The 24,690-nt window shown below is 57.5% G+C and carries 25 protein-coding genes; 11 read left to right on the forward strand and 14 right to left on the reverse strand.

What is annotated here, in order from left to right; all coding sequences use genetic code 11:
• Window positions 1-12: 12 nt before the first annotated feature.
• Window positions 13-1,275 (reverse strand): murein hydrolase activator EnvC family protein, encoded by a 1,263-nt coding sequence (locus LG203_RS01810; protein ID WP_230344234.1) that lies wholly within the window; start codon window positions 1,273-1,275, stop codon window positions 13-15.
• Window positions 1,268-2,824: a 2,3-bisphosphoglycerate-independent phosphoglycerate mutase gene (gene gpmI, locus LG203_RS01815; RefSeq protein WP_230344235.1), complete on the reverse strand. Its 1,557-nt coding sequence runs from the start codon at window positions 2,822-2,824 to the stop codon at window positions 1,268-1,270. Before gpmI ends, LG203_RS01810 begins: the two co-directional genes overlap by 8 nt.
• Window positions 2,825-3,042: 218 nt before the next feature.
• On the opposite strand from gpmI, the gene LG203_RS01820 reads away from it, so the two are divergent.
• The 5 genes from LG203_RS01820 to LG203_RS01840 all read left to right on the forward strand — a co-directional run bounded on the left by LG203_RS01820 (window position 3,043) and on the right by LG203_RS01840 (window position 5,721).
• A complete protein-coding gene (locus tag LG203_RS01820; RefSeq protein WP_230344236.1) occupies window positions 3,043-3,447 on the forward strand; it encodes a rhodanese-like domain-containing protein in 405 nt (134 codons plus the stop codon).
• A 3-nt stretch (window positions 3,448-3,450) separates the two neighbouring features.
• On the forward strand, window positions 3,451-3,714 hold the full coding sequence (gene grxC, locus LG203_RS01825) for a glutaredoxin 3 (RefSeq protein WP_230344237.1): 264 nt from the start codon (window positions 3,451-3,453) through the stop codon (window positions 3,712-3,714).
• Between the two features lie 99 nt (window positions 3,715-3,813).
• The gene (gene secB / locus LG203_RS01830) at window positions 3,814-4,296 is read left to right on the forward strand and encodes a protein-export chaperone SecB (RefSeq protein WP_013441384.1); all 483 of its coding nucleotides are present in this window, start codon (window positions 3,814-3,816) and stop codon (window positions 4,294-4,296) included.
• Window positions 4,277-4,732: an SH3 domain-containing protein gene (locus LG203_RS01835; RefSeq protein ID WP_230344238.1), complete on the forward strand. Its 456-nt coding sequence runs from the start codon at window positions 4,277-4,279 to the stop codon at window positions 4,730-4,732. The genes secB and LG203_RS01835 overlap by 20 nt, the downstream gene beginning before the upstream one ends.
• On the forward strand, window positions 4,732-5,721 hold the full coding sequence (locus LG203_RS01840; protein ID WP_230344239.1) for an NAD(P)H-dependent glycerol-3-phosphate dehydrogenase: 990 nt from the start codon (window positions 4,732-4,734) through the stop codon (window positions 5,719-5,721). The genes LG203_RS01835 and LG203_RS01840 overlap by 1 nt, the downstream gene beginning before the upstream one ends.
• A 96-nt stretch (window positions 5,722-5,817) precedes the next feature.
• Here the strand turns inward: LG203_RS01840 and trmL are convergent, their stop codons facing one another.
• Window positions 5,818-6,282: a tRNA (uridine(34)/cytosine(34)/5-carboxymethylaminomethyluridine(34)-2'-O)-methyltransferase TrmL gene (gene trmL / locus LG203_RS01845; RefSeq protein WP_230344240.1), complete on the reverse strand. Its 465-nt coding sequence runs from the start codon at window positions 6,280-6,282 to the stop codon at window positions 5,818-5,820.
• 94 nt (window positions 6,283-6,376) lie between these two features.
• Complete coding sequence (locus LG203_RS01850) at window positions 6,377-7,060, reverse strand: ComF family protein (protein ID WP_230344241.1); 684 nt, start codon at window positions 7,058-7,060, stop codon at window positions 6,377-6,379.
• A gap of 66 nt (window positions 7,061-7,126) precedes the next feature.
• On the opposite strand from LG203_RS01850, the gene LG203_RS01855 reads away from it, so the two are divergent.
• Genes LG203_RS01855 through bioD form a run of 6 tightly spaced genes read left to right on the forward strand, consistent with a single transcriptional unit; the run spans window position 7,127 to window position 12,151 of the window.
• Window positions 7,127-7,528 carry a hypothetical protein gene (locus tag LG203_RS01855; protein WP_230344242.1) on the forward strand — a complete coding sequence of 134 codons (402 nt, stop codon included), beginning with the start codon at window positions 7,127-7,129 and terminating at the stop codon, window positions 7,526-7,528.
• Window positions 7,521-8,513 carry a biotin synthase BioB gene (gene bioB / locus LG203_RS01860; protein ID WP_013441394.1) on the forward strand — a complete coding sequence of 331 codons (993 nt, stop codon included), beginning with the start codon at window positions 7,521-7,523 and terminating at the stop codon, window positions 8,511-8,513. Before LG203_RS01855 ends, bioB begins: the two co-directional genes overlap by 8 nt.
• Before the next feature lie 2 nt (window positions 8,514-8,515).
• On the forward strand, window positions 8,516-9,688 hold the full coding sequence (gene bioF, locus LG203_RS01865; RefSeq protein WP_230344243.1) for an 8-amino-7-oxononanoate synthase: 1,173 nt from the start codon (window positions 8,516-8,518) through the stop codon (window positions 9,686-9,688).
• Window positions 9,685-10,518: a pimeloyl-ACP methyl ester esterase BioH gene (gene bioH / locus LG203_RS01870; protein WP_230344244.1), complete on the forward strand. Its 834-nt coding sequence runs from the start codon at window positions 9,685-9,687 to the stop codon at window positions 10,516-10,518. Before bioF ends, bioH begins: the two co-directional genes overlap by 4 nt.
• Window positions 10,515-11,405: a malonyl-ACP O-methyltransferase BioC gene (gene bioC, locus LG203_RS01875; RefSeq protein ID WP_230344245.1), complete on the forward strand. Its 891-nt coding sequence runs from the start codon at window positions 10,515-10,517 to the stop codon at window positions 11,403-11,405. Before bioH ends, bioC begins: the two co-directional genes overlap by 4 nt.
• 17 nt (window positions 11,406-11,422) lie before the next feature.
• Complete coding sequence (gene bioD, locus LG203_RS01880; RefSeq protein ID WP_230344246.1) at window positions 11,423-12,151, forward strand: dethiobiotin synthase; 729 nt, start codon at window positions 11,423-11,425, stop codon at window positions 12,149-12,151.
• 64 nt (window positions 12,152-12,215) lie between these two features.
• Here the strand turns inward: bioD and nadD are convergent, their stop codons facing one another.
• From nadD to LG203_RS01930, 10 genes are all read right to left on the reverse strand, one after another.
• Window positions 12,216-12,878 (reverse strand): nicotinate-nucleotide adenylyltransferase, encoded by a 663-nt coding sequence (nadD, locus tag LG203_RS01885; RefSeq protein WP_230344247.1) that lies wholly within the window; start codon window positions 12,876-12,878, stop codon window positions 12,216-12,218.
• A 27-nt stretch (window positions 12,879-12,905) separates the two neighbouring features.
• Window positions 12,906-14,162 (reverse strand): glutamate-5-semialdehyde dehydrogenase, encoded by a 1,257-nt coding sequence (locus LG203_RS01890; RefSeq protein ID WP_230344248.1) that lies wholly within the window; start codon window positions 14,160-14,162, stop codon window positions 12,906-12,908.
• Window positions 14,163-14,196: 34 nt separating this feature from the next.
• The gene (gene holA, locus LG203_RS01895; RefSeq protein ID WP_230344249.1) at window positions 14,197-15,225 is read right to left on the reverse strand and encodes a DNA polymerase III subunit delta; all 1,029 of its coding nucleotides are present in this window, start codon (window positions 15,223-15,225) and stop codon (window positions 14,197-14,199) included.
• Window positions 15,225-15,773 (reverse strand): LPS-assembly lipoprotein LptE, encoded by a 549-nt coding sequence (locus LG203_RS01900; protein ID WP_328486316.1) that lies wholly within the window; start codon window positions 15,771-15,773, stop codon window positions 15,225-15,227. The genes holA and LG203_RS01900 overlap by 1 nt, the downstream gene beginning before the upstream one ends.
• A 3-nt stretch (window positions 15,774-15,776) precedes the next feature.
• Window positions 15,777-18,257 (reverse strand): leucine--tRNA ligase, encoded by a 2,481-nt coding sequence (gene leuS, locus LG203_RS01905; protein ID WP_230344250.1) that lies wholly within the window; start codon window positions 18,255-18,257, stop codon window positions 15,777-15,779.
• 158 nt (window positions 18,258-18,415) lie between these two features.
• Complete coding sequence (gene adk, locus LG203_RS01910; RefSeq protein WP_230344251.1) at window positions 18,416-19,069, reverse strand: adenylate kinase; 654 nt, start codon at window positions 19,067-19,069, stop codon at window positions 18,416-18,418.
• 48 nt (window positions 19,070-19,117) lie between these two features.
• The gene (gene rsmA, locus LG203_RS01915; protein WP_230344252.1) at window positions 19,118-19,882 is read right to left on the reverse strand and encodes a 16S rRNA (adenine(1518)-N(6)/adenine(1519)-N(6))-dimethyltransferase RsmA; all 765 of its coding nucleotides are present in this window, start codon (window positions 19,880-19,882) and stop codon (window positions 19,118-19,120) included.
• A complete protein-coding gene (pdxA, locus tag LG203_RS01920) occupies window positions 19,879-20,805 on the reverse strand; it encodes a 4-hydroxythreonine-4-phosphate dehydrogenase PdxA (protein ID WP_230344307.1) in 927 nt (308 codons plus the stop codon). Before pdxA ends, rsmA begins: the two co-directional genes overlap by 4 nt.
• Window positions 20,806-20,880: 75 nt before the next feature.
• Window positions 20,881-22,197: a peptidylprolyl isomerase gene (locus LG203_RS01925; protein ID WP_230344253.1), complete on the reverse strand. Its 1,317-nt coding sequence runs from the start codon at window positions 22,195-22,197 to the stop codon at window positions 20,881-20,883.
• Between the two features lies 1 nt (window position 22,198).
• On the reverse strand, window positions 22,199-24,595 hold the full coding sequence (locus tag LG203_RS01930; RefSeq protein WP_230344254.1) for an LPS-assembly protein LptD: 2,397 nt from the start codon (window positions 24,593-24,595) through the stop codon (window positions 22,199-22,201).
• Between the last annotated feature and the right edge of the window lie 95 nt (window positions 24,596-24,690).

Raw genomic sequence — 24,690 nt, forward strand, 5'->3', positions numbered from 1 at the left:
CCTGACGAGTGACTAGCGCACCACGCTCCAGCTCAAAGGATCAAACGGCTTGCTCTGGTAGCGCAGCTCGAAGTACAGGCCGGAGGCCTCGTTGCCGCCACTGTTGCCGACGGAGGCAATGGTATCCCCGCCCTTGACCGTATCGCCCACCTGCTTCAGCAATGCCTGATTGTTGCCATACAGGCTCATGTAGCTATTGCCGTGATCCACGATGATGAGATTGCCGAAGCCACGTAGCCAGTCGGCGAACACAATGCGGCCGCTGGCGACCGACTTCACTTCGCTACCTTCGGCCGACTTGATGAACAGGCCTTTCCACGAGACGCCGGTATCCTCACGCGAGCTGCCGAAGCGGTTGATGATGTCGCCGCGCACCGGCAGGTTGAGTTTGCCTTTGAGCGAGGCAAAATTGCCGCCTTCAAACGCATTGGTCGGCAGGTCTTCATTGCGGGCAATGACTTGCGGCGATGAAGGGGTCGCCTTGTCTGTTGTTGCAGGCTTCTGCGGTTTGCGTTTCGGTGGCATGGCGGCCAGGCGCGCCAGTTTTTCCACCAGTTTTGACAAGCGCTGCTCATCACGCTTCAGCTTGTCGATCTGACCACGCTGACTGTTGATCTTGGCGGCCAGGCTCAACAGCACCTTGTTGCGCTGATTTTTTTGCGCTTGCAGGGCTGCGCGTTCAGCCTCCTGGGCGGCTTTCAGTTCTGTCAGTTTTTGCAGACTGGCCGCGGTTTCTTCATTCAGCCGGGTGAGTTTGTCCAGGTTGCGTTGCATACCAGAGATCAGCTCGGCCCGGGCCTGGGCAACGTAGCGATAGTATTGCCATTGCCGGGCGGCATCGGCCGGGTTTTCCTGTTGCAGAAAAAGCTGCGTGTATCCCGGCTGACCGTGCAGGTATTGTGTGTAAAGCTGGGAGGAGAGCATGCGCTGCTGCTTTTGCAATTCGCTGTCTACGCCATTTTGCTGCTGCTGCAGGGCTTGTAATTGCGTGCTTGTTTGCTGGTGCTGTTGTTGCAGCTCATACAGCTTGCGGTTGGTGTTGCTGATGGCCTGTTCGCTCTCTTTCAGCGCGTCGCTGGCATCGGCATGGGCTTCCTTGGTGTCGTCGAGCTCTTTTTTCAGCGACTCGATCTTGTCATGCAGCTCGCTCAGCTCCGCCTTGGATTTTTCCACCTTGGGCGCTGCCACGCTGATGCCTGATGCCAGGCTGAGCGCGCACAGCAAGACTAGCCCGAGTGCAGATGTCTCAGGCCACAAACGCAGGTAATCACGCATTCGTCGGGGCGGTGAAATGAACGAGGGGGTGCCCGGTCATTTCCGCAGGTTGCGGCAGTCCCATCATCTTGAGCAGGGTAGGGGCAATATCCGACAACGCACCCGTGGCCGACATGGTGGCCTCGCGACCCACATACAGCAGTGGCACCAGGTTGGTGGTGTGCTGCGTGTGCGGCTGGTGGTTGGTGTAATCCTGCATCTGCTCGACATTGCCGTGGTCGGCAGTGACGATGACTTCGCCACCGATGGATTGCATGGCCTTGATCACGCGGGCAACGCAGGTGTCCAGCGTTTCCACGGCCTTGATGGCCGCATCCAGCTTGCCGCTGTGGCCTACCATGTCGCAGTTGGCGAAGTTGCAGATAATGGCGCTGTACTGGCGGCTCAAGATAGCGGCTTCCAGTTTGTCGGTGACTTCAAACGCGCTCATTTCTGGTTGCAGGTCATAGGTCGCCACCTTGGGTGAAGGCACCAGAATGCGGTCTTCGCCGGGGAACACCAGCTCTTCGCCGCCATTGAAGAAGAAGGTGACGTGCGGGTATTTTTCGGTTTCGGCGATGCGCAGCTGGGTCAGGCCCAGGCTTGCCAGGTATTCGCCAAAGGTGTTGCGCACTTCCATCGGGGGGAAGATGGGCACGGCACGCACTTCGTTCTTGTCGTACATGGTCAGCGTGAAGTAGGCGCTGAACTGGGGAAGGTGGTGACGCTCAAAACCATCGAATTCCGGGGAGAGCAGGGCGTGGGTCAGCTGACGCGCACGGTCTGAACGGAAGTTCATGAAGACCACCATGTCGCCATCATCCATGCGCAAGGGTGCGCTGCCGGGAGCGGTGATGGCGGTCGCCTTCACGAATTCGTCATTCTCACCGCGGGCATAAGCCGCGCTCAGTGCTTCTTCTGGGGTACTGGCGGTGAATTCGCCTATGCCTTCCGTTACCAGACGATAAGCCGGAGCCACGCGCTCCCAGCGCTTGTCGCGGTCCATGGCGTAATAGCGGCCACATACCGAGGCGACTTTGCCCGCGCCGATTTCGGTCAGTGCGGCTTCCAGCTTTTGCAGATAGGGGCCGGCGCTGATGGGCGGCGTGTCGCGGCCATCGAGGAAGGCATGCACATAGATGCGGTCCAGCCCCTGCTGTGCCGCCATGCGCACCATGGCGTGGATATGGTCCTGATGGCTGTGTACACCGCCATCCGATACCAGGCCAAAAATATGCAGGGCTTTGCCTTGCTGCTTGACCTGCTGTACGGCATTGACCAGGGCGGGCATGGTGTAAAACTCGCCGCTGGCAATGGCATTGTTGATGCGTTCAAACTCCTGGAAGACCACACGGCCAGCGCCGATGTTGAGATGGCCGACTTCCGAGTTGCCCATCTGGCCATCTGGCAGGCCAACGTAATGCTCCGATGCATTGATGAGCGTGTGCGGGTATTGGCTCCACAGTGCATCCCAGTTTGGCGTGTTAGCCTGGGCGATGGCGTTGTCCTTGATTTCTTCGCGATAACCAAAACCATCGAGTATGAGCAGTATGACCGGGGTGACCTTCATGGGGGATTGTTTTCCAGCTGATTGAACACGAGCCTTGTATTTTAGAGATTTTTTGCCAATAAATCTGCAAGTAAATGTCAGCCCCCGTCAGCCCTTATCGCTAACCATGGCGTGGCGCTCTTGAAATTCCGCTGATTGGCAGCATAGTCATTCAATGTCATTGGGAATTGGGTACAATCGGCAGGCATTTTTCGGGGTATTTTTTCGAGGGCTTAACAGTGAAATTTCTGATCAATAACGCAATTTATATCGGCTTGGCCTTCGGCTCTGGCCTCATGCTGTTGTGGCCCATGCTGCGGCGCGGCGCCAAGAGCGTCAGCCCCAGCGAGGCGGTGCTGCTGATTAACCGTAACCAGGGCGTGGTGCTGGATGTGCGCGAGGATGCCGAGTTTGCTGCCGGGCATATCAACGACGCCCGGCATATACCACTGGCCAAGCTGGAGGATCGCCTGGCCGAGCTGCAAAAGTTTCGCGAAAAACCGGTGATCGTGCATTGCCAGAGCGGTGTGCGTTCCAGCAAGGCGGCCGCCACGCTACGTAAACATGAATTCACCCAGGTGTATGAACTGGATGGCGGCCTGAATGCCTGGACACAGGCCAAGCTGCCCTTGGTAAAGGGATAAGCCATGGCCAAGATCACCATGTATACCACGGCATATTGCCCTTATTGCATGCGTGCCGAACAGCTGCTGGACGCCAAGGGCGTTACCGTGGAGAAGATTCGTGTGGACCTTGACCCTGCCGAGCGCGAGGCCATGATGACACGGACCGGACGTCGGACAGTGCCACAGATTTATATCGATGATTTTCACGTTGGTGGCTTTGACGATTTGCGCGCGCTGGACCTCAAGGGCGGGCTCGATCCGTTGTTATTCAAAAACACGCCATAAGCAGTTAGAATGGCATGAGAGATGCGGGGCCTGCCCCGCTTTTTATTATTCATTAACGATAGGGACAAGGGAGCGCCTTTGCTCCCATTAGGAAACATCATGGCCGAAGAACAAGCAGTAGCCCAGGATCAAGACAATCAACCTGGTTTCAGCATTGAAAAAATCTACGTGAAGGATATCTCCCTCGAGATCCCTAACGCCCCTCAGGTATTCATTCAGCGCGAAGCCCCACAAGTGGGTATCGAGCTCAGCAACAGCGCCAGTGCCGTGGAAGATGGCATCTATCAGGTGCTGACCACCGTGACAGTGACCTCCAAGGTGGAAGACAAGACCGTATTTCTGATCGAAGTGGCACAAGCCGGTATTTTCCAGATTCGCAATGTTCCGCAAGAAAACCTGGAAATCATTCTGAGCGTGACTTGCCCGAACATTCTGTTCCCTTACCTGCGCGAAGCGGTTTCTGATATTTCCACCCGCGCTGGTTTCCCACCAGTACTGCTGAATCCGATTAACTTCGAAGCCCTGTACGCACAACAAAAGCAGGAACAGGCTGCGCAAGCGAATGGTTCAACAACCCACTAAGTTCTTACTTTCCATTGCCGTTATCCTGGCGCTGACGCCTTCGGTGGCTTCAGCGCTGGAATACCGTTCTGTCGCTGTTCCACGCGCCATTTTGTACGATGCTCCTTCTGGTCAGGGCAAAAAGCTCTATGTCATCTGGCAGGGATACCCGCTGGAAGTCATCGTCAATCTGGGCGACTGGATCAAGGTGCGCGATAACCGTGGCGGGCTAAACTGGATAGAAGCCAAGCAGCTGGCGACCAAGCGCACGGTCATCGTGATTGCCGCGCAGGCATCGCTGCAACAGTCGGCTGACCCTGCCTCGGGTGTCGTGGGGACGGTGGAAAAGGATGTAGTGCTGGATATGCTCGAAATGACCGGCAACGGCTGGATCAAGGTGCGACATCGTGACGGCCTGGTGGGCTATCTGCCCACGACCGCCGTCTGGGGATATTAATGAAAGTTACCGTATTGGGGGCTGGCGCCTGGGGAACGGCGCTCGCCATGCAAATCAGCATCCAGCACCCGGTGGTGCTGTGGGCGCATAATCCGGAGCATGTGTCCGGCATGAAACGGGCGCGTGCCAATCCGCGCTATCTCGGCGATTTCAAGTTCAATGACAATCTCAATGTGGAAGGCGATCTAGGGCGTGCTGTTGCCCATTCAGATCTGGTGCTCTCCGTGGTGCCTACCGCGGCTTTTCGCGCCACCTTGCAAGCCCTCAAACAGCTTGATTGCAAGCTGCCCGTGGTCTGGGCCAACAAAGGCCTGGAGCCGGAAACGGCCAAGCTGCCGCACGAGGTCGCGATGGATGAGCTGGGTCCGCAACACCCCTGGGGTGCGCTTTCCGGCCCCAGCTTTGCTGCAGAACTGGTGCGCGGCTTGCCCACCGCCGTGACGCTGGCCGCTAACGATGCCGATTTTGCCCGCGAAGCCGCGAGCGTCATGCATGGCGGCAGTTTCCGGGTGTATTCCAGCGATGATGTGGTTGGCGCATCGGTAGGCGGTGCCCTGAAAAACGTCATGGCGATTGCCGCTGGTATCAGCGATGGCATGGAGTTCGGCAACAATGCCCGTGCCGCCCTCATTACCCGGGGCCTGGCCGAGATGACGCGTTTTGGCGTGAGCCTGGGTGCCAAAAAGGAAACCTTCATGGGGCTGGCCGGAGCGGGCGACCTGATACTGACCTGTACCGGCCAATATTCGCGTAACCGTGAAGTCGGCCTGCAACTGGCATCAGGCCGCAAGCTGCCCGAAATCCTGCAAAGCCTGGGCCATGTGGCAGAAGGCGTGAACACTACCCGTGAAGTGGTACGTCGCGCCAAGCTGATGGGCGTGGATATGCCGCTTACCGCAGAAGTTGACCAGGTGCTGTCGCATGGAAAATCGCCACGCGTTGCGGTGGAAAGCTTGCTGAGTCGGGAGCAGAAGCCGGAATCGGTTTGAGTCAGGATCAGGCGGGATAAATTTTTTGTTTTGAAGAAAACAGGCTGGGATTTCCCCAGCCTGTTTTTTTATGCAGATGAAAAACCGCGAGCTCGCTTAAACAGCGCCCGCAAAGTCATGTTGCCGCCAGGCTTCATACAGCAGCACCGCCGCCGAGTTGGATAAATTCAGGCTGCGGTTGTTCGGCATCATGGGGAGTCTGACGCGGTGCTCCGGGGCGAATTGATCCCTGATCTCTTCAGGAAGTCCGCGGGTTTCCGGGCCGAAGACAAAGACATCCCCCTCCCTGAAAGCAATCGTGCTGTGGCGTGTGCTGCCCTTGGTGGTCAGCGCAAACATGCGGCGCCCCGCGAGTGCGGTGCAACACGCCTCCCAATTCTCATGTACCTGCATGTTGGCGTATTCATGATAGTCCAGGCCGGCCCGTTTCAACTGCTTGTCTTCCAGGCTGAAGCCCAGCGGTTTTACCAAGTGCAGGCGAGTGCCCGTATTGGCACACAGGCGAATGATATTGCCGGTATTGGGCGGGATTTCCGGTTGATAGAGCACGATGTCGAACATGATGAGCGCCGCTAATAGGTGACCGGCATTTTACACGAGCCCGCATATTCAGCTGCAGAACTGGATTGGGATGGGCAGAAATGAATTTTTTTGCTTATCTGGGAAGTGTCCGCGCTATCACCCAGCATTCCACTTCAGCGGCTCCCGCTTTTTTGATGGTTTTGGCCAGTGCCTGAAGGCTGGCGCCGGTGGTCATTACATCATCCAGTAGCACGACGCGCTCACCCGCCATGGCGGCGTGACAGGCAAACGCGCCTTTCATGTTGCTGGCACGGGCTTTCAACGGCAGGCTGGCTTGGGGCGGCGTGAACTTGATGCGCTCGCAGCTGGTGTAATCCAGTCGTATATCCAAGGCCTTGCTGATAATGCGGGCGACTTCGAGTGACTGGTTATAGCCACGTTCGTGCAGGCGTAGCGGGTGCAGTGGCATGGGGATCAGGCGGTCAGGTCGTGGTCGCGCGCTCACTGATTCCGCCAGAAGATGACCGAAGACCCGGGCCATATGCAGCATGTCGCGGTATTTATAGCCTTGCAGCATGGCATCGAGCGGAAAGTCGTAGCGAAGCAGGGCATGGGTATGGTCGAACGCCGGTGGCGAGGTCAGGCAATGGCCGCATAGCAATCCTTGATTGGAAGGCAGGGCACATTGTGGGCAGCGCGGTATCTTGTGCCAGGGCAGGTCCTGTTGGCAGGATGCGCACAATCCCAGATCACCGCCGTCGACTGCGGTGCACAACAAACACTCCTGTGTCAGAAGCTGACTAAAAAATGAGCACATGTTTTAAAGGTGACTGGCATTTAATCGACAAGTATAATGGCGGACACGATATAGCGAGGTGTATACATGGCTACTCAAGTGATTACCGTCAAGCAGCAGATTCGTGCTGCGCAGATGTTTACCTTCTTTTCCATCATCGCGGTGCTTTTGTTGCCAGCGATTATCCCGATGCTGTTATGGCTGGCGGCCTCGATCTTTGTATACGCGGCGGCGGCCAATCACCCCAATCCCAAGATTTGTGATTACATCCGTTTCTCTGGATACCGCTTTTACGGCGTGGTGGGCACGCTGGTCGTGATTCTGAATTTTAGTCCCCAACTAGCGAAAATGGCAGGCGGCTGGCCGCATTTGATGGGTTATATCTGGTTGGGATGCTTTCTGGTGGTAGTGCCTTTGGGCGTGCGGGATTTACTGCGCGCGAAGAATGATTCCTGGCAAGAAATGAATGTAGAGGTAGACAATGCTTGAAGTTGCAGTGGATGCGAACAGCATCAAGAAAAACACACCGGTCGTCGAAGCTGAAAAACGCTGGACGGTCGCCCAGATTGTTGAGCTGTTTGAAATGCCCTTCAGTGATCTGATTCACCGGGCACAAACCGTGCACCGCCAGAATTTTGACCCGAATGCCGTGCAGGTCAGCACACTGCTGTCGATCAAGACCGGCGGCTGTTCAGAAGATTGCGGCTACTGCCCGCAAGCGGCCCGCTACCATACCGATGTTGAAAACGAGCCTTTGATGGCGCTGGATGCCGTGCTGGAAGCCGCCAAGGCCGCCAAGGAAAATGGCGCCAGCCGTTTCTGCATGGGCGCTGCCTGGCGTAGCCCCAAACAGCGTGACCTTGAGCCTGTGCTCAAGATGATCGCCGAAGTGAAAGCCATGGGGCTGGAAACCTGCGCCACCCTGGGCATGCTGAAAGACGGCCAGGCCGAACAGCTGAAAGATGCCGGGCTGGATTACTACAACCACAATCTGGATACCGCGCCCGAGTTCTATGGCGATGTGATCACTACCCGTACCTATCAAGACCGGCTGGACACGCTGGACCGCGTGCGCGATGCCGATATCAATGTCTGCTGTGGTGGCATTATCGGCATGGGCGAAAGCCGCGTGCAACGCGCCGGTCTGCTGGCGCAACTTGCCAATATGGAACGCCCACCGGAAAGTGTGCCGATCAACCTGCTGACCCAGGTCGAAGGCACGCCATTGCACGGGACTGATGAGCTCGATCCTTTCGAGTTTGTGCGCACCATCGCCGCTGCCCGCATTACCATGCCCGGCAGTTATGTCCGTCTGTCTGCAGGCCGTCAAAGCATGCATGAGGGAATCCAGGCCCTGTGCTTTATTGCTGGCGCCAATTCCATTTTCTACGGCGAAAAGCTGCTGACGACCGGTAATCCTGAAGCTGAGGCCGACCGTGCGCTGTTCGCCAAGCTGGGCCTGCATCCCGCCTGATCATGACCTTGCTGGACGACCTGGCTGCTGAACTGGCAGAGCGCACCTCTGCCGGTTTGCGGCGGCAACGACGGGTTATCCAAGGCCCGCAAACCACAGAGGTGGTGGCAAACGGTAAGCGCTTGCTATCGTTTGCCAGCAATGATTACCTGGGGTTGGCTAATCATCCTCGCCTGATTTCCGCCATGCAGCAGGCGACGCAAGCCGTAGGTGTTGGCAGTGGTGCCTCGCACCTCATTACTGGCCATCATGCCTTGCATGAAGAGCTGGAGCAGGCGCTGGCCCGCTTTGTCGGTTTGCCTGCCGCGCTGCTGTTTTCCACTGGCTACATGGCCAATATGGGTGTCGTCGCTGCGCTGGTGGGACGTGACGATGCCGTGTTTGCCGACAAGCTCAACCATGCTTCGCTGAATGATGCCGTGGTATTGTCGCGTGCTGAATTCAAGCGCTATCCGCATCAGGACCTGCCCGCACTGGAATCGATGCTCGCCGCCAGTCGCGCGCGGCGCAAGCTGGTGCTGGTCGATGCGGTGTTCAGCATGGATGGGGATATCGCGCCGCTGCCGGAAATCCTTGCCCTGTGCGAACGCTACGATGCCTGGCTGATGCTGGACGATGCACATGGCTTTGGCGTGCTGGGCGAGCAGGGGGCGGGCATCCTTGAGCATTTCAATATTACCTCGCCCCGTATTATCTACATGGCAACCCTGGGCAAGGCGGCGGGCGTGGCGGGAGCATTTGTGGCAGGTGAGCCAGTGCTGATCGATTACCTGCTCCAGCAGGCGCGTACTTATATCTACACTACGGCCAGCCCGGCAGCGCTGGCCGCTGCGCTGCAGGAGGCCTTGAAGGTCATCCATGATGAACCGCAACGCCGGGCGCATTTGCGGCATCTCATCTCTATCCTTAACGCCCATACGCCTCGTCGCTGGCAATGGATGCCTTCGGAAACAGCCATACAGCCTTTGCTTGTTGGTGGTAATGATGAGGTATTGCGGCTCAGTGAGTATTTGCTTACACATGGGCTGCTGGTGCCTGCCATTCGGCCACCTACGGTTCCCAAAGGCACTGCCCGTTTAAGAATTTCGCTCTCTGCCACCCATAGCGAGCAGGATGTGCATACCTTGATAGACGCGCTGCGCGAAGCAGAGGTTGTGCTGGAGTCTGCCGCGTGAGCCTGCATATTGAAATAAAAGGCAGCGGTCAACCGCTGGTGCTGATCCATGGCTGGGGCATGCATGGCGGTGTCTGGCAGCCGCTGATCAAAAAACTCAGCCAGCATTACCAGCTTCATATGGTGGATCTGCCTGGCATGGGCCACAGCCGTCCGCTGGAGTCTGCGCATCTGCATGCCATTGCTAAGGCATTGGCGGCGCAGTTGCCACCCCATGCCGATATCTGCGGCTGGTCCATGGGCGGTCTGGTAGCCATGCGTCTGGCCCTCACGCATCCTGAGGTGGTACGGCGCATGATCCTGATCGGCAGTTCACCGCGCTTTGTCAATGTGGAACCCGACAATGCTGCGTCAGAAAATGGCAGCGTTGACACTTGGTCATACGGCATTGCCGCGGACGTGTTTCATCAATTCGCCAGCCAGGTGAATGCGGATTACCATGCGACGCTGATCAAGTTCCTGACGCTGCAATGCATGGGTTCCAGCGATGCCCGCGCCACGGTCAAGCAATTGCGCTCGACATTTTCTGAGCGTCCGGTGCCGACGGCGGGCTCGCTGCAGAAAGCGCTGCATATCCTGCTGGAAAACGACTTGCGTCACGAGATTTCCCATTTGCATAAACCCGTGCTGCTGATCCACGGTGATCGCGATACGCTGGCCCCGGTGCAAGCAGCGCACTGGTTGTCGCAACACTTGCCATTTGGACGTCTGCGCGTCATTGCCGGCGCTGGCCACGCGCCTTTCCTCTCGCACCCGGACCAGTTTGTACACGCGATTGACGAATTTCTTGAGCCCGGCAAGGCGAACCATCCCTTAGAGCGTCAGCCATGACGACGGATGCTTACCTGATAGACAAGGCCCGCGTGCGCCGTTCGTTTGACCGGGCGGCTGGCACCTATGATGCGGCGGCCCTGCTGCAACGGGAAGTGCGCGAGCGCATGCTGCAGCGGCTGGATCTGGTCAAACTGACTCCTCAGGCGGTACTGGATGCAGGTTGTGGGACAGGGCATGCCAGTGCAGCCTTGTCCGCCCGCTATCGTCAGAGTCAGGTGATCTCGCTGGATATCGCCATGGGCATGCTCAAAAAGACCATGGCGGCGCGCTCGCTGGTGCAACGGCTGTTTGGCTTTGACCGGCGCCATGCGGTGTGTGCGGATATTGAACGCCTGCCGCTGGCAGCCGCCAGCATGGATCTGGTGTGGTCCAACATGGCGATTCAATGGTGCAATGATCTTGATCAGGCGTTTGGCGAGATGCAGCGCGTGTTGAAGCCGGAAGGGCTGCTGATGTTCAGCACGCTGGGGCCGGACACCCTGAAAGAACTGCGCGCAGCGACGCGTCTGGATGACAGCCATGTCACCGTTAGTCGCTTTATCGATATGCATGACATAGGCGATGCCCTGGTGCGGGCGGGTTTCAATGCGCCGGTGCTGGATGTGGAGTATTTCGAGCTGACCTATGATGACGTCATGGGCGTGATGCGTGACCTCAAGGCCATCGGTGCTCACAACGCGGCTGAAGGCCGCCATCGTGGCTTGCAGGGGCGGGGCTTTTTGCAGCAGGTGCAGGCACGCTATGAATCTTTCCGGCGCGATGGCAAGTTGCCTGCCACATACGAGGTGATCTACGGCCATGCCTGGAAACCCCAGCCGCGAGTGGCGCTGCCAGATGGGCTGTCGCCTGTGCAGTTTCGTCCACGCACATCCTCTTCCACATAAACGTCCTGATTCACCAGATGCAGAATACTCCCAATAACAGCAAGGCCTGGTTTGTGACCGGCACGGATACCGGCGTTGGCAAGACCCTGATCTCCAGTGCGCTGGTGCATGGCTTTGCTGCCCAGGGCATGCGCTCGGTTGGCATGAAGCCGGTAGCGGCCGGCTGTGAGTGGCGTGATGGCGAGCTGCACAATGACGATGTCGCCATGCTGCGGGCGGCCAGCAATCTGCAGATGGCGCGGGAGCGTATCAACCCGTATGCCTTTATTCCGCCTGTTGCGCCACATATCGCGGCGCAGCAGGCCAATACCCCGATTGTGCTTGACGTGCTGCTGCAGAGGTTTCACGACCTGGAGGCCGAGGCGGAGCGTGTGATTGTGGAAGGAGTAGGCGGCTTTTGCGTGCCGCTGGGCGAGACGCTGGATACGGCTGACCTTGCTGTGGCCCTGGGCTTGCCTGTTATCCTGGTGGTGGGCTTGCGACTCGGTTGCCTGAATCATGCCTTGCTGACACAGGAAGCCATCGTGTCGCGAGGCTTGCGCCTGCAGGGCTGGGTGGGCAACCGCATTGATCCCGACATGGCGATGCCGCAGGAAAACATCGCCGCCTTGCAGCAACGGCTACAGGCGCCTTGTCTGGGGATGGTGCCGTGGCAGGCTGGGGCCAGTTCTGATGTATCGACTTCGCATCAGCCGGATTTTCGGCAGGTGAGTGCTCTGCTTGATCTCGCATTGCTGACGGATTGATCACAGCTGCTTAGGCCTGGCGTTTGCCAAGCCTCATTCTCTATAACTGCCCTGACGGCAGTCTTCAGGCGTTATCCCGATAAAGCTTGTGCTGATTGATGTATGCCAGCACGCTGTCTGGCAGCAGATAGCGCACGCTCAAGCCTTGCTCCAGCGTGGCGCGGATATGGGTCGCTGAAATGTCCAGCGCGGTGATGTCCTGCAGGTAAATATGTCCGGCGGGTTTCTGGTGCAAGCGGGCGGTGTCGTGGGTCTGGCGTTTGCCGAGCAGGCTGCGTAGCTCCGGGCTAAGGTCGGCATGGATTTCGGCCGGGCCGGGCCGATAGGCTACGACCAGGTGACAATACTCCAGCAACTCTTGCCAGCGATGCCAGCTGGATAAACCCAAAAAGGCATCGCTGCCCAGCAGCCAGCATAGGGATACGCGCTCTCCCAGTTCGGCTCTCAGCGATATCAGGGAATCAATGGTGTAAGAGTGCCCGGAGCGCTCCAGCTCGCGTGTATCCACCACAAAACGTGGATTGCCCGCGATGCCCAGCTGTACCATGGCAACGCGATGCACCGAGCTAACCTCGGGCTCCGCGCGGTGCGGCGGATGCGCAGCAGGCATAAAGCGCACCTGCTCCAGGCCTATGGCATCGGCCAGCTCCTCCGCCATGCGCAGGTGACCCAGATGCAGTGGGTTGAAGGTGCCGCCCAGGATACCGATGACTGCAGGGGATTTCATGGGCGGCGTTTCATGTGGGATGGAGGATCAGGCCCGAACCTGGCCGTCGCCAAATACCACGTACTTGAGCGAGGTCAGCCCCTCAAGACCTACAGGTCCCCGCGCATGCAGTTTGTCGGTCGAGATGCCGATTTCGGCGCCCAGGCCATATTCAAAGCCATCGGCAAAGCGTGGCGATGTATTGACCATGACGCTGCTGGAATCCACTTCGCGCAGGAACTGCCGCGCACGGGTGTAGTTCTCCGTGACGATGGCTTCAGTATGCTGCGATGAATAGTGGTTGATATGGGCAATCGCCTCATCTACATCGTTGACCACCTTGCACGAAATGATCGCGGCCAGATATTCCGTGTAGTAATCCTCTTCGGTAGCGACGTTGGCTTCTGGCACCAGGGCACGCGTTTCATCGCAGCCACGAATTTCCACGCCTTTGGCTGTCAGCATGGCCGCCAGTTTTGGCAGGGCTTCAGCGGCAATGCCGCGCGCGACCAGTAATGATTCCGCCGTGTTGCAGGTGCCCAGACGCTGGGTCTTGGCATTTTCCAGGATGCGCACCGCTTTATCGAGGTCGGCGCTGTCATCCACATACACATGGCAATTGCCATCCAGATGCTTGATGACGGGAATGCGTGCTTCGTTCGAGATGCGCTCAATCAGGCCCTTGCCACCGCGTGGCACAATCACATCCACGTATTCTTTCATGGTGATCAACTCGCCCACGGCGGCACGGTCCGTGGTTTCCACCACTTGTACGGCCGCGGCAGGCAGGCCTGCAGCGTGCAGGCCTTCGTGCACCAGCTTGGCCAGGGCACGGTTGCACTCAATGGCTTCGGAGCCGCCGCGCAGGATGGCGGCATTGCCGGACTTGATGCACAGCCCGGCCGCATCCACTGTCACATTGGGACGTGCCTCGTAAATGATGCCGATGACGCCCAGTGGCACCCGCATGCGCCCGATCTGGATGCCAGAAGGCCGGTATTTGAAATCGGACATTTCGCCGATAGGGTCGGGCAGGGAGGCGATCTGCTCCAGCCCCTCTGCCATGGTGGCGATGGATTTTTCGCTCAAGGCCAGGCGATCCAGCATGGCGGCTTCCATGCCATTTGCCTTGGCGCGATCCAGATCCGCCTGGTTGGCGGCCAGCAGGGCCGCCTGATGACGCCGTATGGCCTGGGCAATGGTGACCAAGGCCAGGTTCTTGGTATTAGTGTCAGCACGTGCCATGGCACGCGATGCCTGCCGTGCCTGCTGACCTACCTGCTGCATGTAATGTTTGATATCCATGGTGTCCTCTATGCTGCCTGAGCAGAATGTTTTTTTAAGTGCGCCGTGCTGCGCGGCTGCTTACTTTTGCCAGGCCGAAGCACAGGCGTGATATTTCCAGCCAGGCATCCTGACGGATCAGGCCCTTGGCGGTCTTGTCGATCTCGGCCAGCTTGTGCAAGGCGGCTTGCAGTTGCCGCAGACTCAGTCTCGCCAGCGCTCGTCGGGTCAGGGCCTGCCTGTCGCCGTAAATCCGTGCTTGCTGCATGGCCTGGTTCAGATTCTCGCCGCGCGTCTCGGCTTCTTTCACGCGTACCAGCGGTCTCAGCACCCACAGCAGCGGATTCATCACCGCAATAGGTTGTACGCCTTCATCCCGCAAGCCTTGCAGTATCCGCACAGTGCGCTCGGTATCACCGGCCAGCACGGCTTCGCCAAGTTGAAACGCATCGTAGCGCGACACATTCAACACGGCGTCGCGCACGGCTTCTGCAGCGAGCGCTCCTGGCGGATACAGGAGCCCCAGCTTCTGGATTTCCTGATGCGCGGCCAGGAGATTGCCTTCGACCTGATGCGCCAGAAACTCCAGCGTGGCCAGATCTGTTTCCTGCTGCTGCAGGGCCAGTCTGCGCGCAATCCATTGCGGTAGCTGAGCAGCCTCCACTTCCTGCAAGGTCAGGGTGACGGCCGCATTTTCAAGGGCACTGAACCAGGCACTGTTTTTACCATCGCGATCCAGCTTGGGCAGGATGATGATGGTGACCGCATCGGGCAGAGGTTTTGCGGCCATCGCCTGCAATGCCTTGCCGCCATCAGTGCCAGGTTTGCCAGAAGGAATATGCAATTCTAGTATGCGCTGGCTGGCAAACAGGGAAATTGACTGGCCAAATGCCGTAATCTGCTGCCAGTTGAAATTGCGTTCCACGGTCAGGCTGGTGCGCTCATCAAAGCCCAGCGCACGTGCCTTGGCACGTATGGCATCCAGACATTCGCGTTGCGCCAAAGGTTCGTCGCCCGTCAGCACATAGATGGGCTCCAGGCCCTTTTCAAGATGCTTGGCGAGTTGCTCTGCCGGTAGACGCATCAGAGCTTGGGCGCTTGCAGGTTGCCCGGTTTTTGCACCACCAGGCGACGCAACAGTTCGCGTGTCGCGTCTGTGCGCATGTCATCATAAAGCCGCAACTCTTCGCCCTGTTTCGCCAGCAGTTCAGCATCGCTATAGGAGTAGTCACGGCGCTGCTCGATCATTTGTTCCGGTCCCCAGACATCGCTGTCCGGGTCTTTCAGACGAAAGTAAACACGGTAGTAAAGATCAAACTCACGAACCAGACCGGTACCGCTCAAGGACAGAATGCGTTTTTCTGTTTTTTCGCCGATCATCTCCAGCATCAGTTGGGATTTTTCCTTGTCCTGCACAACGGTTACGCCATTGATGGCCAGGGATTTTTTCAAGGGCTTGTCTATGCTGGTTTTTGCGCCCTGCATGTAGAGATTCTTGAATGCCAGGTTGGCGGTGCCACGCATCTGAAAACCGCAGCCGGCCAGCACCAGACTGATCAGCAAGAGCAGTACGGAGAGGCCGGAAAATCCGGAGCCAATAAAAGGGTTAACGCCGTTACGCATTCTGTGCATGGACTATCCCACTACAATGTTGACGAGTTTGTTCGGTACCACAATGATCTTGCGTACAGTGCCTTCGGCCAGATGTTTTTGCAAGCTCTCATGTTGCAGCGCCAGTTGCTCGATGCTGGCTTTGTCCAGCGTTTTTGGCACGGTCATGTTGCCGCGCAGCTTGCCATTCACCTGCAAGACCAGCGTGATGTCATCCTGCACCAAGGCAGCCTGATCGGCCACCGGCCATGCAGCATCCATAATCTGGCTACCCGGGCGAAGCTCGCTCCACAAGGCTTGGCTGATATGCGGCACAATCGGCGACAGCAACAGGATGGCGTGTTCCAGCACCTCCTGGCGCACACTGCGGGTCACATCATCTTGCCCTTCCAGCTTGGCATAGGCATTCATCAGCTCCATCACGGCGGCAATCGCCGTGTTGAAGGCATGACGGCGACCATAATCATCGCTGATTTTTTCAATGGTCAGGTGCAGCTGGCGGCGCAGGGTTTTCAATTCTGCGTTCAGTTCGCCAGTCGATGCGGCGGCGGTATATGCCGACACTACGCCTTGTTCCACATGGGTAGCCACGGCCGCCCACACGCGCTTCAGGAAGCGGTGCGCGCCTTCCACGCCTGCGTCTGACCACTCCAGGCTTTGCTCGGGAGGGGCGGCAAACATCATGAACAGGCGGGCGGTATCGGCGCCGTATTGCTCAATCAGGGCTTGCGGATCCACCGTGTTGCCCTTGGACTTCGACATCTTGCTGCCATCTTTCAGCACCATGCCTTGCGTCAGCAGCTTGTTGAATGGCTCGTCGTTCTTGAGCAGGCCGACATCGCGCATCAGCTTGTTGAAGAAGCGCGCATAAAGCAGATGCAGAATGGCATGCTCAATCCCGCCTATGTATTGATCCACCGGCAGCCAGTAGTTGGCACGCTCGTCGACCATGGCCTTGTCCGCATCAAAGCTGGCGTAACGGGCGTAATACCATGAGGATTCGAAGAAAGTATCCAGCGTGTCGGTTTCGCGTGTGGCCTTGCCGCCACAAGTCGGGCAGGTGGTTTCGTAGAAGCCCGGGTCTTTCTTGATCGGCGAACCGACGCCATCCATCACCACGTCTTCTGGCAGAACCACCGGCAGTTGCTCGGCGGGCACGGGGACTTCGCCACAGCTTTCGCAGTGGATGATGGGGATAGGGCAACCCCAGTAGCGCTGACGTGAAATGCCCCAGTCGCGCAGGCGGTATTGCGTGCGGCGCTTGCCGAGGTTTTTGGCACTGAGGGCGGCGGCAATGGCGGCAGATGCGCCATCGAAATCCAGTCCGTCAAACTCACCCGATTCAAACAGGATGCCGTGTTCGGTATAAGCGGCGGTCAATGGCAGGCTGAGCTCGTCGTCGACGGGGCGAATCACGGCTTTCACCGGCAGCTCATATTTGCCAGCAAACTCGAAGTCCCGCTCATCGTGCGCAGGCACGGCCATCACCGCGCCTTCGCCGTAGCTGATCAGCACATAGTTGGCGATCCACACCGGCAGCTTTTCACCGGTCAGCGGGTGGGCTACAAACAGGCCAGTCGCCATGCCTTTTTTCTCGGCAGTAGCAAGGTCGGCTTCGGCCACGCTGCCCATCTTGCATTCAGCAATAAAGGCTTGCAGGGCAGGGTTGTTGGCCGCTGCCTGGGTAGCCAGTGCGTGCTCGGCGGCAACCGCCACATAGGTGGCGCCCATTAGCGTATCCGGACGGGTGGTGTACACCTTGAGGGTGTCTGCGGTGGCGTTGCCTGCCGCATCCAGAATCGGGAACTCGACTTCACAGCCGTAGCTCTTGCCTATCCAGTTGCGCTGCATGGTCTTGACCTGCTCGGGCCAGCCCTCCAGTTTGTCGAGGTCCGCCAGCAGCTCATCGGCGTAGGCGGTGATCTTCATGAAATATTGCGGGATGTCGCGCTTCTCAACAATCGCGCCTGAACGCCAGCCACGACCATCAATCACCTGCTCATTGGCCAGCACGGTCTGGTCGACCGGATCCCAGTTCACGGTGGCGGTCTTTTTGTAGATCAGGCCTTTCTTGAACAACTCGGTAAACAGCCATTGTTCCCAGCGGTAGTATTCCGGCTTGCAGGTGGCGATCTCGCGCTGCCAGTCTATGCCCAGCCCCAGCGATTTCAGCTGGGTTTTCATGTGCTCGATATTGCTATAGGTCCAGCCAGCCGGCGCCACATTGTTTTTGATCGCGGCATTTTCTGCGGGCAGGCCGAAGGCATCCCAGCCCATGGGCTGCATGACGTTAAAGCCTTTCATGCGGTGAAAACGGCTTAATACGTCACCAATCGTGTAGTTGCGCACATGGCCCATGTGCAGGCGGCCGCTGGGGTAAGGGAACATCGACAGGCAATAGTATTTTGGCTTGTCGCTTTGCTCGCTGGCGGCAAATGTCTGATGGGTTTCCCAGTATTGCTGGGCCTGTTGTTCAATTTCGCGGAAAGGATACTGCTGCTGCATGAGGACGTGGGCTTTTGTAATGATTTATAAAGCTAAAATTATACCTTGAAGCCGTAGGCCATGTCAGACTGCGGCGTAAAAACATGCGCTTGCATGCGCCATGAAAAAAAGCCCGCGCAAGCGGGCTTTTTGCTGAAACGCAAGATGCAGTAAACAGCTTACTTCAAGGCATCAAAAATGCTGTCGCGGATCTTGTTCATGTCGCCCAGGCCATTCACCTTGACGTATTGTGGTGCGCCGCCGGTGCCAGACTTTGACCAGTCGGAGTAGTAGCCGATCAGTTGTTCGGTCTGCTCATGGTAAACCTGCAGACGCTTTTGCACGGTTTCTTCCTTGTCATCTTCACGCTGCACCAGATCTTCGCCGGTGATGTCGTCCTTGCCTTCGACCTTGGGCGGGTTGAATTTGACGTGATAGGTACGGCCGGAAGCCGGGTGTGAGCGGCGTCCGCTCATGCGCTCGACAATCGCTTCGTCTGGCACGTCGATTTCCACGACGTAATCGATGCCAACACCTGCTTGCTTCATGGCTTCGGCTTGCGGAATGGTGCGTGGAAAGCCATCAAACAGGAAACCGGCCTTGCAGTCGTCATCCTTGATGCGTTCCTTGACCAGCCCGATGATGACTTCATCCGGCACCAGACCGCCTGCATCCATGAATTTCTTGGCTTCCAGACCCAGTTGCGTGCCTGCCTTGACTGCTGCGCGCAGCATGTCACCGGTGGAAATTTGCGGAATATTGAATTTTTCCTTGATGAAATTGGCCTGGGTGCCTTTACCGGCGCCGGGAGCGCCAAGAAGTATCAGTCTCACGTGAGGTTCCTTTTTTGTACTGAGTGCGGAATCGAAACCGCGATTATATCAAACGAGGTAGTTGGCGATGCTGACAAATGCCGAGAGCGGCAGATTTTCTGCGCGCCACTGCGAATCGATGCCCAGCGCTTCAAAGCCTGCGTCATCCAGCAGACCCTTGAGTGTATTGCGCAGGGTCTTGCGGCGCTGGCCGAATGCGGTCGCCACCACGCGAGAAAACAGTGCGTAATCCTTGGCTGGAAATGGCAGCTCGGTATGCGGCACGCAGCGTACAAAGGCGGATTCCACCTTGGGGGCCGGGTCAAAGGCTTCCGGCGGCACGGTGAACAGATATTCCATGTGCAAATGGTATTGCAGCATGACCGACAATCGCCCATAAGCCGCGCTCGACGGCTCGGCGACCATGCGCTCGACCACTTCCTTTTGCAGCATGAAGTGCATGTCGATGATGTGATCCACATTGTCCAGCAGATGAAACAGAATCGGCGTGGAAATGTTGTATGGCAGGTTGCCCACCACGCGTAGCCGGGGAGCGATGCTGGCGAAATCAAACTTCAGCGCATCCATGTTGTGGATGGTGACTTTGCCGGGGGCGTAGTGCTTTTCCATCCAGGCGATGATGTCGCGGTCAATTTCCACCACGTGCAGGTTTTCCAGCCGTTGTAGCAAGGGCTGAGTCAGGGCGCCAAGACCGGGGCCGATTTCGACCATGAGGTCATTCGGTTGCGGGGCGATGGCATTGACCAGGCTGGTGATGATGGCCTGGTCGGTGAGAAAGTTCTGGCCGAAGCGTTTTTTTGCTACATGTTTCATGCGGAAGCGGATGTTTTCTGTGAGAGTTCAATGGCAAGCTGGATGGCGGCCAGCAGGCTGCCAGCGTTGGCTTTGCCCGTGCCGGCAAGGTCGAGTGCGGTGCCATGGTCTACCGAAGTACGGAGGATGGGCAGCCCCAGCGTGACGTTAACGCCGCCGCCGAAGCTGGCGTGTTTGAGTACGGGCAGGCCCTGGTCGTGATACATCGCCAGTACCGCATCGCCGTGCTGCAGATGATGGGGGGCAAACAGGGTATCCGCCGGTAGCGGACCTTGCAGCAGCATGCCTTCGCTGCGCAGCTGATCCAGCACGGGGGTAATCGTGGTGATTTCTTCATCGCCGAGATAACCACCTTCACCGGCGTGCGGATTCAGCCCTGCCACCAGAATGCGCGGCTGGGCGATGCCGAATTTATGGATCAGGTCGTGATGCAGGATGCGCAGCGTGGTTTCCAGGCTGCGGCGTGTAATGGCGGCACTGACCGCCGTGAGGGGTAAGTGGGTGGTGGCCAGCGCCACGCGCATGCCGCCGCCTACCAGCATCATCACCACTTGCGCGGTGCCGGTTTTTTCTGCCAGAAACTCGGTGTGGCCGGTAAAGGCAATGCCTGCATCGTTGATCACCCCTTTATGCACGGGGGCGGTGACCATGGCGTTGAAAGCGCCATTGGCGCAGCCTTGCAGGGCGATCTCGAGCGTGCGCAGTACATAGGCGCTGTTGCGCGCATCCAGTGTGCCTGCGATGGCCGGGGCGGTTAGCGGGGTATGGTGCACCCGCAGCTCACCATTGCCCCGGTGCAGGGAAGGGGACGTTTCGTTGGAGGTGATCGTAAGGGGCAAGCTCAGTTGTTGCGCGCGTGCCGTGAGCAGATCGCGGTCCGCAATGACGGTGACGCACGCGGCCAGCGGCTGACTGGCCAGCATCACACACAAATCCGGACCTATGCCGGCTGGCTCGCCCGCAGTAATGGCTATATGGGGTAAGCGCCTGTCCACTGCTTAATATTTGTCTTCCAGGCGCAGCTCGACATAGGCACGGTCACGCAGTTCGCGCACCCAGTCCTGATAAGCTTCATCGGCTTTGCGCTGACGGATTTCCTGACGCGCTTTCATGCGTTCCGCTTCACGTGTCATGTCCTGGTTGCGGCGTTCCAGCACTTGAATCAGGTGCCAGCCAAAAGGCGAACGCACGGCGTCACTGATCTGGCCTGGCTGCAAGGCATTCATGGCTTTTTCAAATTGTGGAACGGTGTCACCCGGGTTAACCCAGCCAAGGTCGCCACCATTGGCTGCCGAGCCGTCGTTGGAATACCGTTTTGCCGCCTCACCAAAATCCTCACCGTTATCAATGAGCTGCTTGATGCCATCAATCTTGCGCTTGGCTTCTGTTTCCGACAGCACTTCGCTGGTCTTGATCAGGATGTGGCGGGTGTGCGTTTGCTGCACCATGGTGGAGGTATTGCCGCCGCGGCGGTCGGTGAGCTTCAGAATATGGAAGCCATTAGGGCTGCGCAGAATGCCGGATAACTGGCCGACCTGCATGGGCTTAAGTGCTTCCAGAAACAAGGCGGGTACCTGCGCTGCGGTTTTCCATCCCAGCTTGCCACCTTCGAGTGCATTGGGCGCATCGGAGACGCGGGCAGATACCTGGCCGAAGTCTTCACCGGCCTGCAGTTTCTTCAGGGCATCTTCTGCCTTCTCGCGCAGGCGCTTGAGGTCCTCGGGCGATCCATCTTCCGGTGCGCGGATGAGGATGTGGGAGATTTCATATTCATCCGACGAATCCTGGCGAGAGGATTGCGTGGTCAGGAAGTTGTCCACCTCGGATTCGGTCACATTGACGCGGTTGTCCACTTCACGCTCGCGCAAGCGGGCCAGCAGGATTTCATTGCGGATGTCTTCGCGGAATTTCTTGTAGACAATGCCTTCGGCCGCCAGGGCTTCCTTGAACTCAGGCACGCCCATCTTGTTTTGCTCGGCGATACGCATGATGGTCTTGTCCAACTGGTCATCGTCTACGCGCAGGCCGGTCTGTGCGGCATATTGAAGTTGCAGCCGGTCGTTGATCAGGCGCTCCAGTATCTGTTTTTCCAGCACATTGCGAGGTGGTAACTGGTTGCCTTGCTTTTCCAGTTGCGCACTGACGATTTCAATGCGGTCGTTTAACTCTTTTTCGGTGATGACACCCTGGTCGACGACGGCCACGATACGGTCAATCTTGTTGACAGAGCCTTCCTGTGCAGCGATGGCAACATGTGGAAACAGGGCGCCAACCCACAGGAACAAGCCTGCCATCAGGCAGTTTTTAATGGTCATATTACTCATAGGAGGATGGTTGTTGCTGAACGGTGTCGGAGATCAAGCCTGTGCTGGTATAGCCAGGAATACCCCGGTTTAGCAGGGTTAACGGATTGGAACCAATAGAGGCGAGCCCGCCAAGTTCCAGCTGGATAAAGAAAGCGTAGTTGGCGTTGGCAGTGGCGGTAGATACGCGTTGCAATACCGTACGGGCTTGCCAGCAGCCTGCGTTATATTCAAGACCCGCCAGGCCTTCAATCGGGCGGTCTTCACGCAGGGAGTAGTTCCAGCGGCCCAAGCCATACCAGCCATTGCCCAAGGGCCATTGGCTGGAAAGGTTGACCTGCTCCAGACGCTCTTCGGTATAACGGTAGCCGATATTCAGCACTTTGCCGGGCTCGGGATTGTAACGGGCGCCGATGTTGGCCTTGGTGGTGCGGCTGCGGTCAGTATTGAACTGCCATGCCGTATCCAGGCTCCACTTGTTGAGCAGTTTGGCGGTGAGCGCTGTCACAATATCCGAAGAATCGCCTGTGCGCAGATTGGCTCCGGGGATGCCGACTTTCTGGTCAGCAAAGTAAAAACGCTGACCAATGGTCGCGGCCAGGCGCTGTTCGCCCGTCCGATTGTCGAGCATACGGGAGGTGACTGCCAGCGTCAGCTGGTTGGCGTTGTTGATGCGATCACCGCCCGTAAACTGATTCTCAAGGAAAATCGTGTTCATGCTGAGGTCTGATTCGGCGGAGTCGAACACCGGAATCATGGACTGGTCGCGATAGGGGATATAGACATAGTAAAGGCGTGGTTCAAGCGTCTGGGTGTAGCTGTTGTTTACCACGCGCATTTGCCGGTCAAAGTACAGTCCGCTATCCAGGCTGGCGATGGGCAGGGTGCGGTTAGTAGAGCGGAAGGTGCCCGTCTGTGTTGTGACCCCGTCATCGGTTTCAATCCGCCAGTCCGTATTGTTATTCAGGCTGTAGCTGGTGTAGTGCACGCCCAGTTTTGGCGTGATGTAGCCATACGGTTTTGCCATGGGCAGGCTGATGCTGGGGTAGGCCGTATAGCGATTGCCTGTGACCTGGGTAAACAAATTCTGATTATCCGCGGCCAGATTTATTCTGGTTTTGGATGAGTCACGATCGAAGCTTGACCACTGTGTGTACAAATTGGTGTTAAACGGACCAATGTCATCATTACCCGTCAGGGTCAGTTGCGGCAGGCGTTCGTATGGGTAGGAGCGTGTACTTGCACTGCTGCTGGTACTGCTAGTGGATTCCAGCGTCTGATATTTCTGAACAATACCGTCGAATTTCCAGACATCATCCGCATATCGAACATACCCACCTTGCGGCAGATTTACCCGGCTGGTGATCGTGATGCGCGTGGACATTTCCGAAAAGTATTTGTCATCCGATACTTTTTCCACGTTATATCCTGCAGACCAGCCATTTCCGAGCTGCTGGTCATGCTTGAGTCGAGCGTAGTAACGCGTATCGCCTGTGCTGGCGTCGCTGGGCAGATACTCCACATTATTAATGCCGGAGTAGGATTCACCCAGGTAGCGGAATTCGCCCTGATATTGCAACCCGCGCGTACCCAGGTAGCGGGTGGCCAGGGTGGCATCCATATTGGGCGCGATATTCCAGTAGAACGGGGTCAGCAACTCGAAACCACTGCGGGATGTCGTGCCAAAGGTGGGCGACAGCAAGCCGGTTTTACGCTGGTTCAGGAAGGAGAAGCTGATCCATGGCGTATACAGAATTGGGGTATCCAAAAACTCCACCCGCGCATTGCGCGCCGTGGCCGTCTTGGTATAGTCATCCAGTTCGAGCTCGCTGGCTTTGATATACCAGTCATCGCGACCCACTTCGCAGGTGGTGTAGCGAGCATCCGTGAGGCGTTTTTTATCCTGGCCTTCAAAGAAAATGGCCGAAGCATCGCCACGCGAAGCCCCTACTTTTTTCTGAAAACCTGGTGAGCTGGTGGATTTGTCGTCTATGTTTTGCGAGCTGATCTGTGAGTTGTTATCGGTGATGACTTCATTTGGGTCAGCAAAGGTCTTGGTCGTGCCAAGATTGGCGGCGCCTGCCAGTGGTACACCTGTAAACTGGTTATTGAGCTTGAATGAGGCGTCGCGCATTTCCCCTATGTTTTCATGCAATTGCATGCGAAGCTCGGGGCCGGTGACGATGCCGCCGCCCGACTCGATGCGCGCATTTCCCAGTACATGCAGGGCCTCGTTTTGCTCATCGTACTCAATCACATCGCCGTACACATCTTGACCTTCCTGATGTAGCGAGGCGTTGCCAGTGGCTTTCATTTTGCGCCCCAGATTCATCTGCAGCTTGTCGCCTTCAATGGTCACTTCGCCTGGCTGGCTGTTGACGCCCACAGTCTGCAACGGAGCGCTGCCCATTTGCTCGAGTTCGGATGGCTCTGCGGCTTGGACTGAACTGTAGTTGAGGCAAATGAAGGCTACGGCAAATGGTAGTCGGCGGATTTTCACTGTGG

The organism is Methylovorus mays (genome assembly GCF_020531915.1).
Lineage (GTDB): Bacteria > Pseudomonadota > Gammaproteobacteria > Burkholderiales > Methylophilaceae > Methylovorus > Methylovorus mays.

Bases quoted from the DNA above. Each gene is read 5' to 3' on its own strand.
- LG203_RS01810 (WP_230344234.1), bottom strand. From the start codon at position 1,275: ATGCGTGATTACCTGCGTTTGTGGCCTGAGACATCTGCACTCGGGCTA.
- gpmI (WP_230344235.1), bottom strand. From the start codon at position 2,824: ATGAAGGTCACCCCGGTCATACTGCTCATACTCGATGGTTTTGGTTAT.
- grxC (WP_230344237.1), top strand. From the start codon at position 3,451: ATGGCCAAGATCACCATGTATACCACGGCATATTGCCCTTATTGCATG.
- secB (WP_013441384.1), top strand. From the start codon at position 3,814: ATGGCCGAAGAACAAGCAGTAGCCCAGGATCAAGACAATCAACCTGGT.
- LG203_RS01835 (WP_230344238.1), top strand. From the start codon at position 4,277: ATGGTTCAACAACCCACTAAGTTCTTACTTTCCATTGCCGTTATCCTG.
- LG203_RS01840 (WP_230344239.1), top strand. From the start codon at position 4,732: ATGAAAGTTACCGTATTGGGGGCTGGCGCCTGGGGAACGGCGCTCGCC.
- trmL (WP_230344240.1), bottom strand. From the start codon at position 6,282: ATGTTCGACATCGTGCTCTATCAACCGGAAATCCCGCCCAATACCGGC.
- LG203_RS01850 (WP_230344241.1), bottom strand. From the start codon at position 7,060: ATGTGCTCATTTTTTAGTCAGCTTCTGACACAGGAGTGTTTGTTGTGC.
- LG203_RS01855 (WP_230344242.1), top strand. From the start codon at position 7,127: ATGGCTACTCAAGTGATTACCGTCAAGCAGCAGATTCGTGCTGCGCAG.
- bioB (WP_013441394.1), top strand. From the start codon at position 7,521: ATGCTTGAAGTTGCAGTGGATGCGAACAGCATCAAGAAAAACACACCG.
- bioF (WP_230344243.1), top strand. From the start codon at position 8,516: ATGACCTTGCTGGACGACCTGGCTGCTGAACTGGCAGAGCGCACCTCT.
- bioC (WP_230344245.1), top strand. From the start codon at position 10,515: ATGACGACGGATGCTTACCTGATAGACAAGGCCCGCGTGCGCCGTTCG.
- bioD (WP_230344246.1), top strand. From the start codon at position 11,423: ATGCAGAATACTCCCAATAACAGCAAGGCCTGGTTTGTGACCGGCACG.
- nadD (WP_230344247.1), bottom strand. From the start codon at position 12,878: ATGAAATCCCCTGCAGTCATCGGTATCCTGGGCGGCACCTTCAACCCA.
- LG203_RS01890 (WP_230344248.1), bottom strand. From the start codon at position 14,162: ATGGATATCAAACATTACATGCAGCAGGTAGGTCAGCAGGCACGGCAG.
- holA (WP_230344249.1), bottom strand. From the start codon at position 15,225: ATGCGTCTACCGGCAGAGCAACTCGCCAAGCATCTTGAAAAGGGCCTG.
- LG203_RS01900 (WP_328486316.1), bottom strand. From the start codon at position 15,773: ATGCACAGAATGCGTAACGGCGTTAACCCTTTTATTGGCTCCGGATTT.
- leuS (WP_230344250.1), bottom strand. From the start codon at position 18,257: ATGCAGCAGCAGTATCCTTTCCGCGAAATTGAACAACAGGCCCAGCAA.
- rsmA (WP_230344252.1), bottom strand. From the start codon at position 19,882: ATGAAACATGTAGCAAAAAAACGCTTCGGCCAGAACTTTCTCACCGAC.
- pdxA (WP_230344307.1), bottom strand. From the start codon at position 20,805: ATGCTGGCCAGTCAGCCGCTGGCCGCGTGCGTCACCGTCATTGCGGAC.
- LG203_RS01925 (WP_230344253.1), bottom strand. From the start codon at position 22,197: ATGACCATTAAAAACTGCCTGATGGCAGGCTTGTTCCTGTGGGTTGGC.
- LG203_RS01930 (WP_230344254.1), bottom strand. From the start codon at position 24,595: ATGGGCAGCGCTCCGTTGCAGACTGTGGGCGTCAACAGCCAGCCAGGC.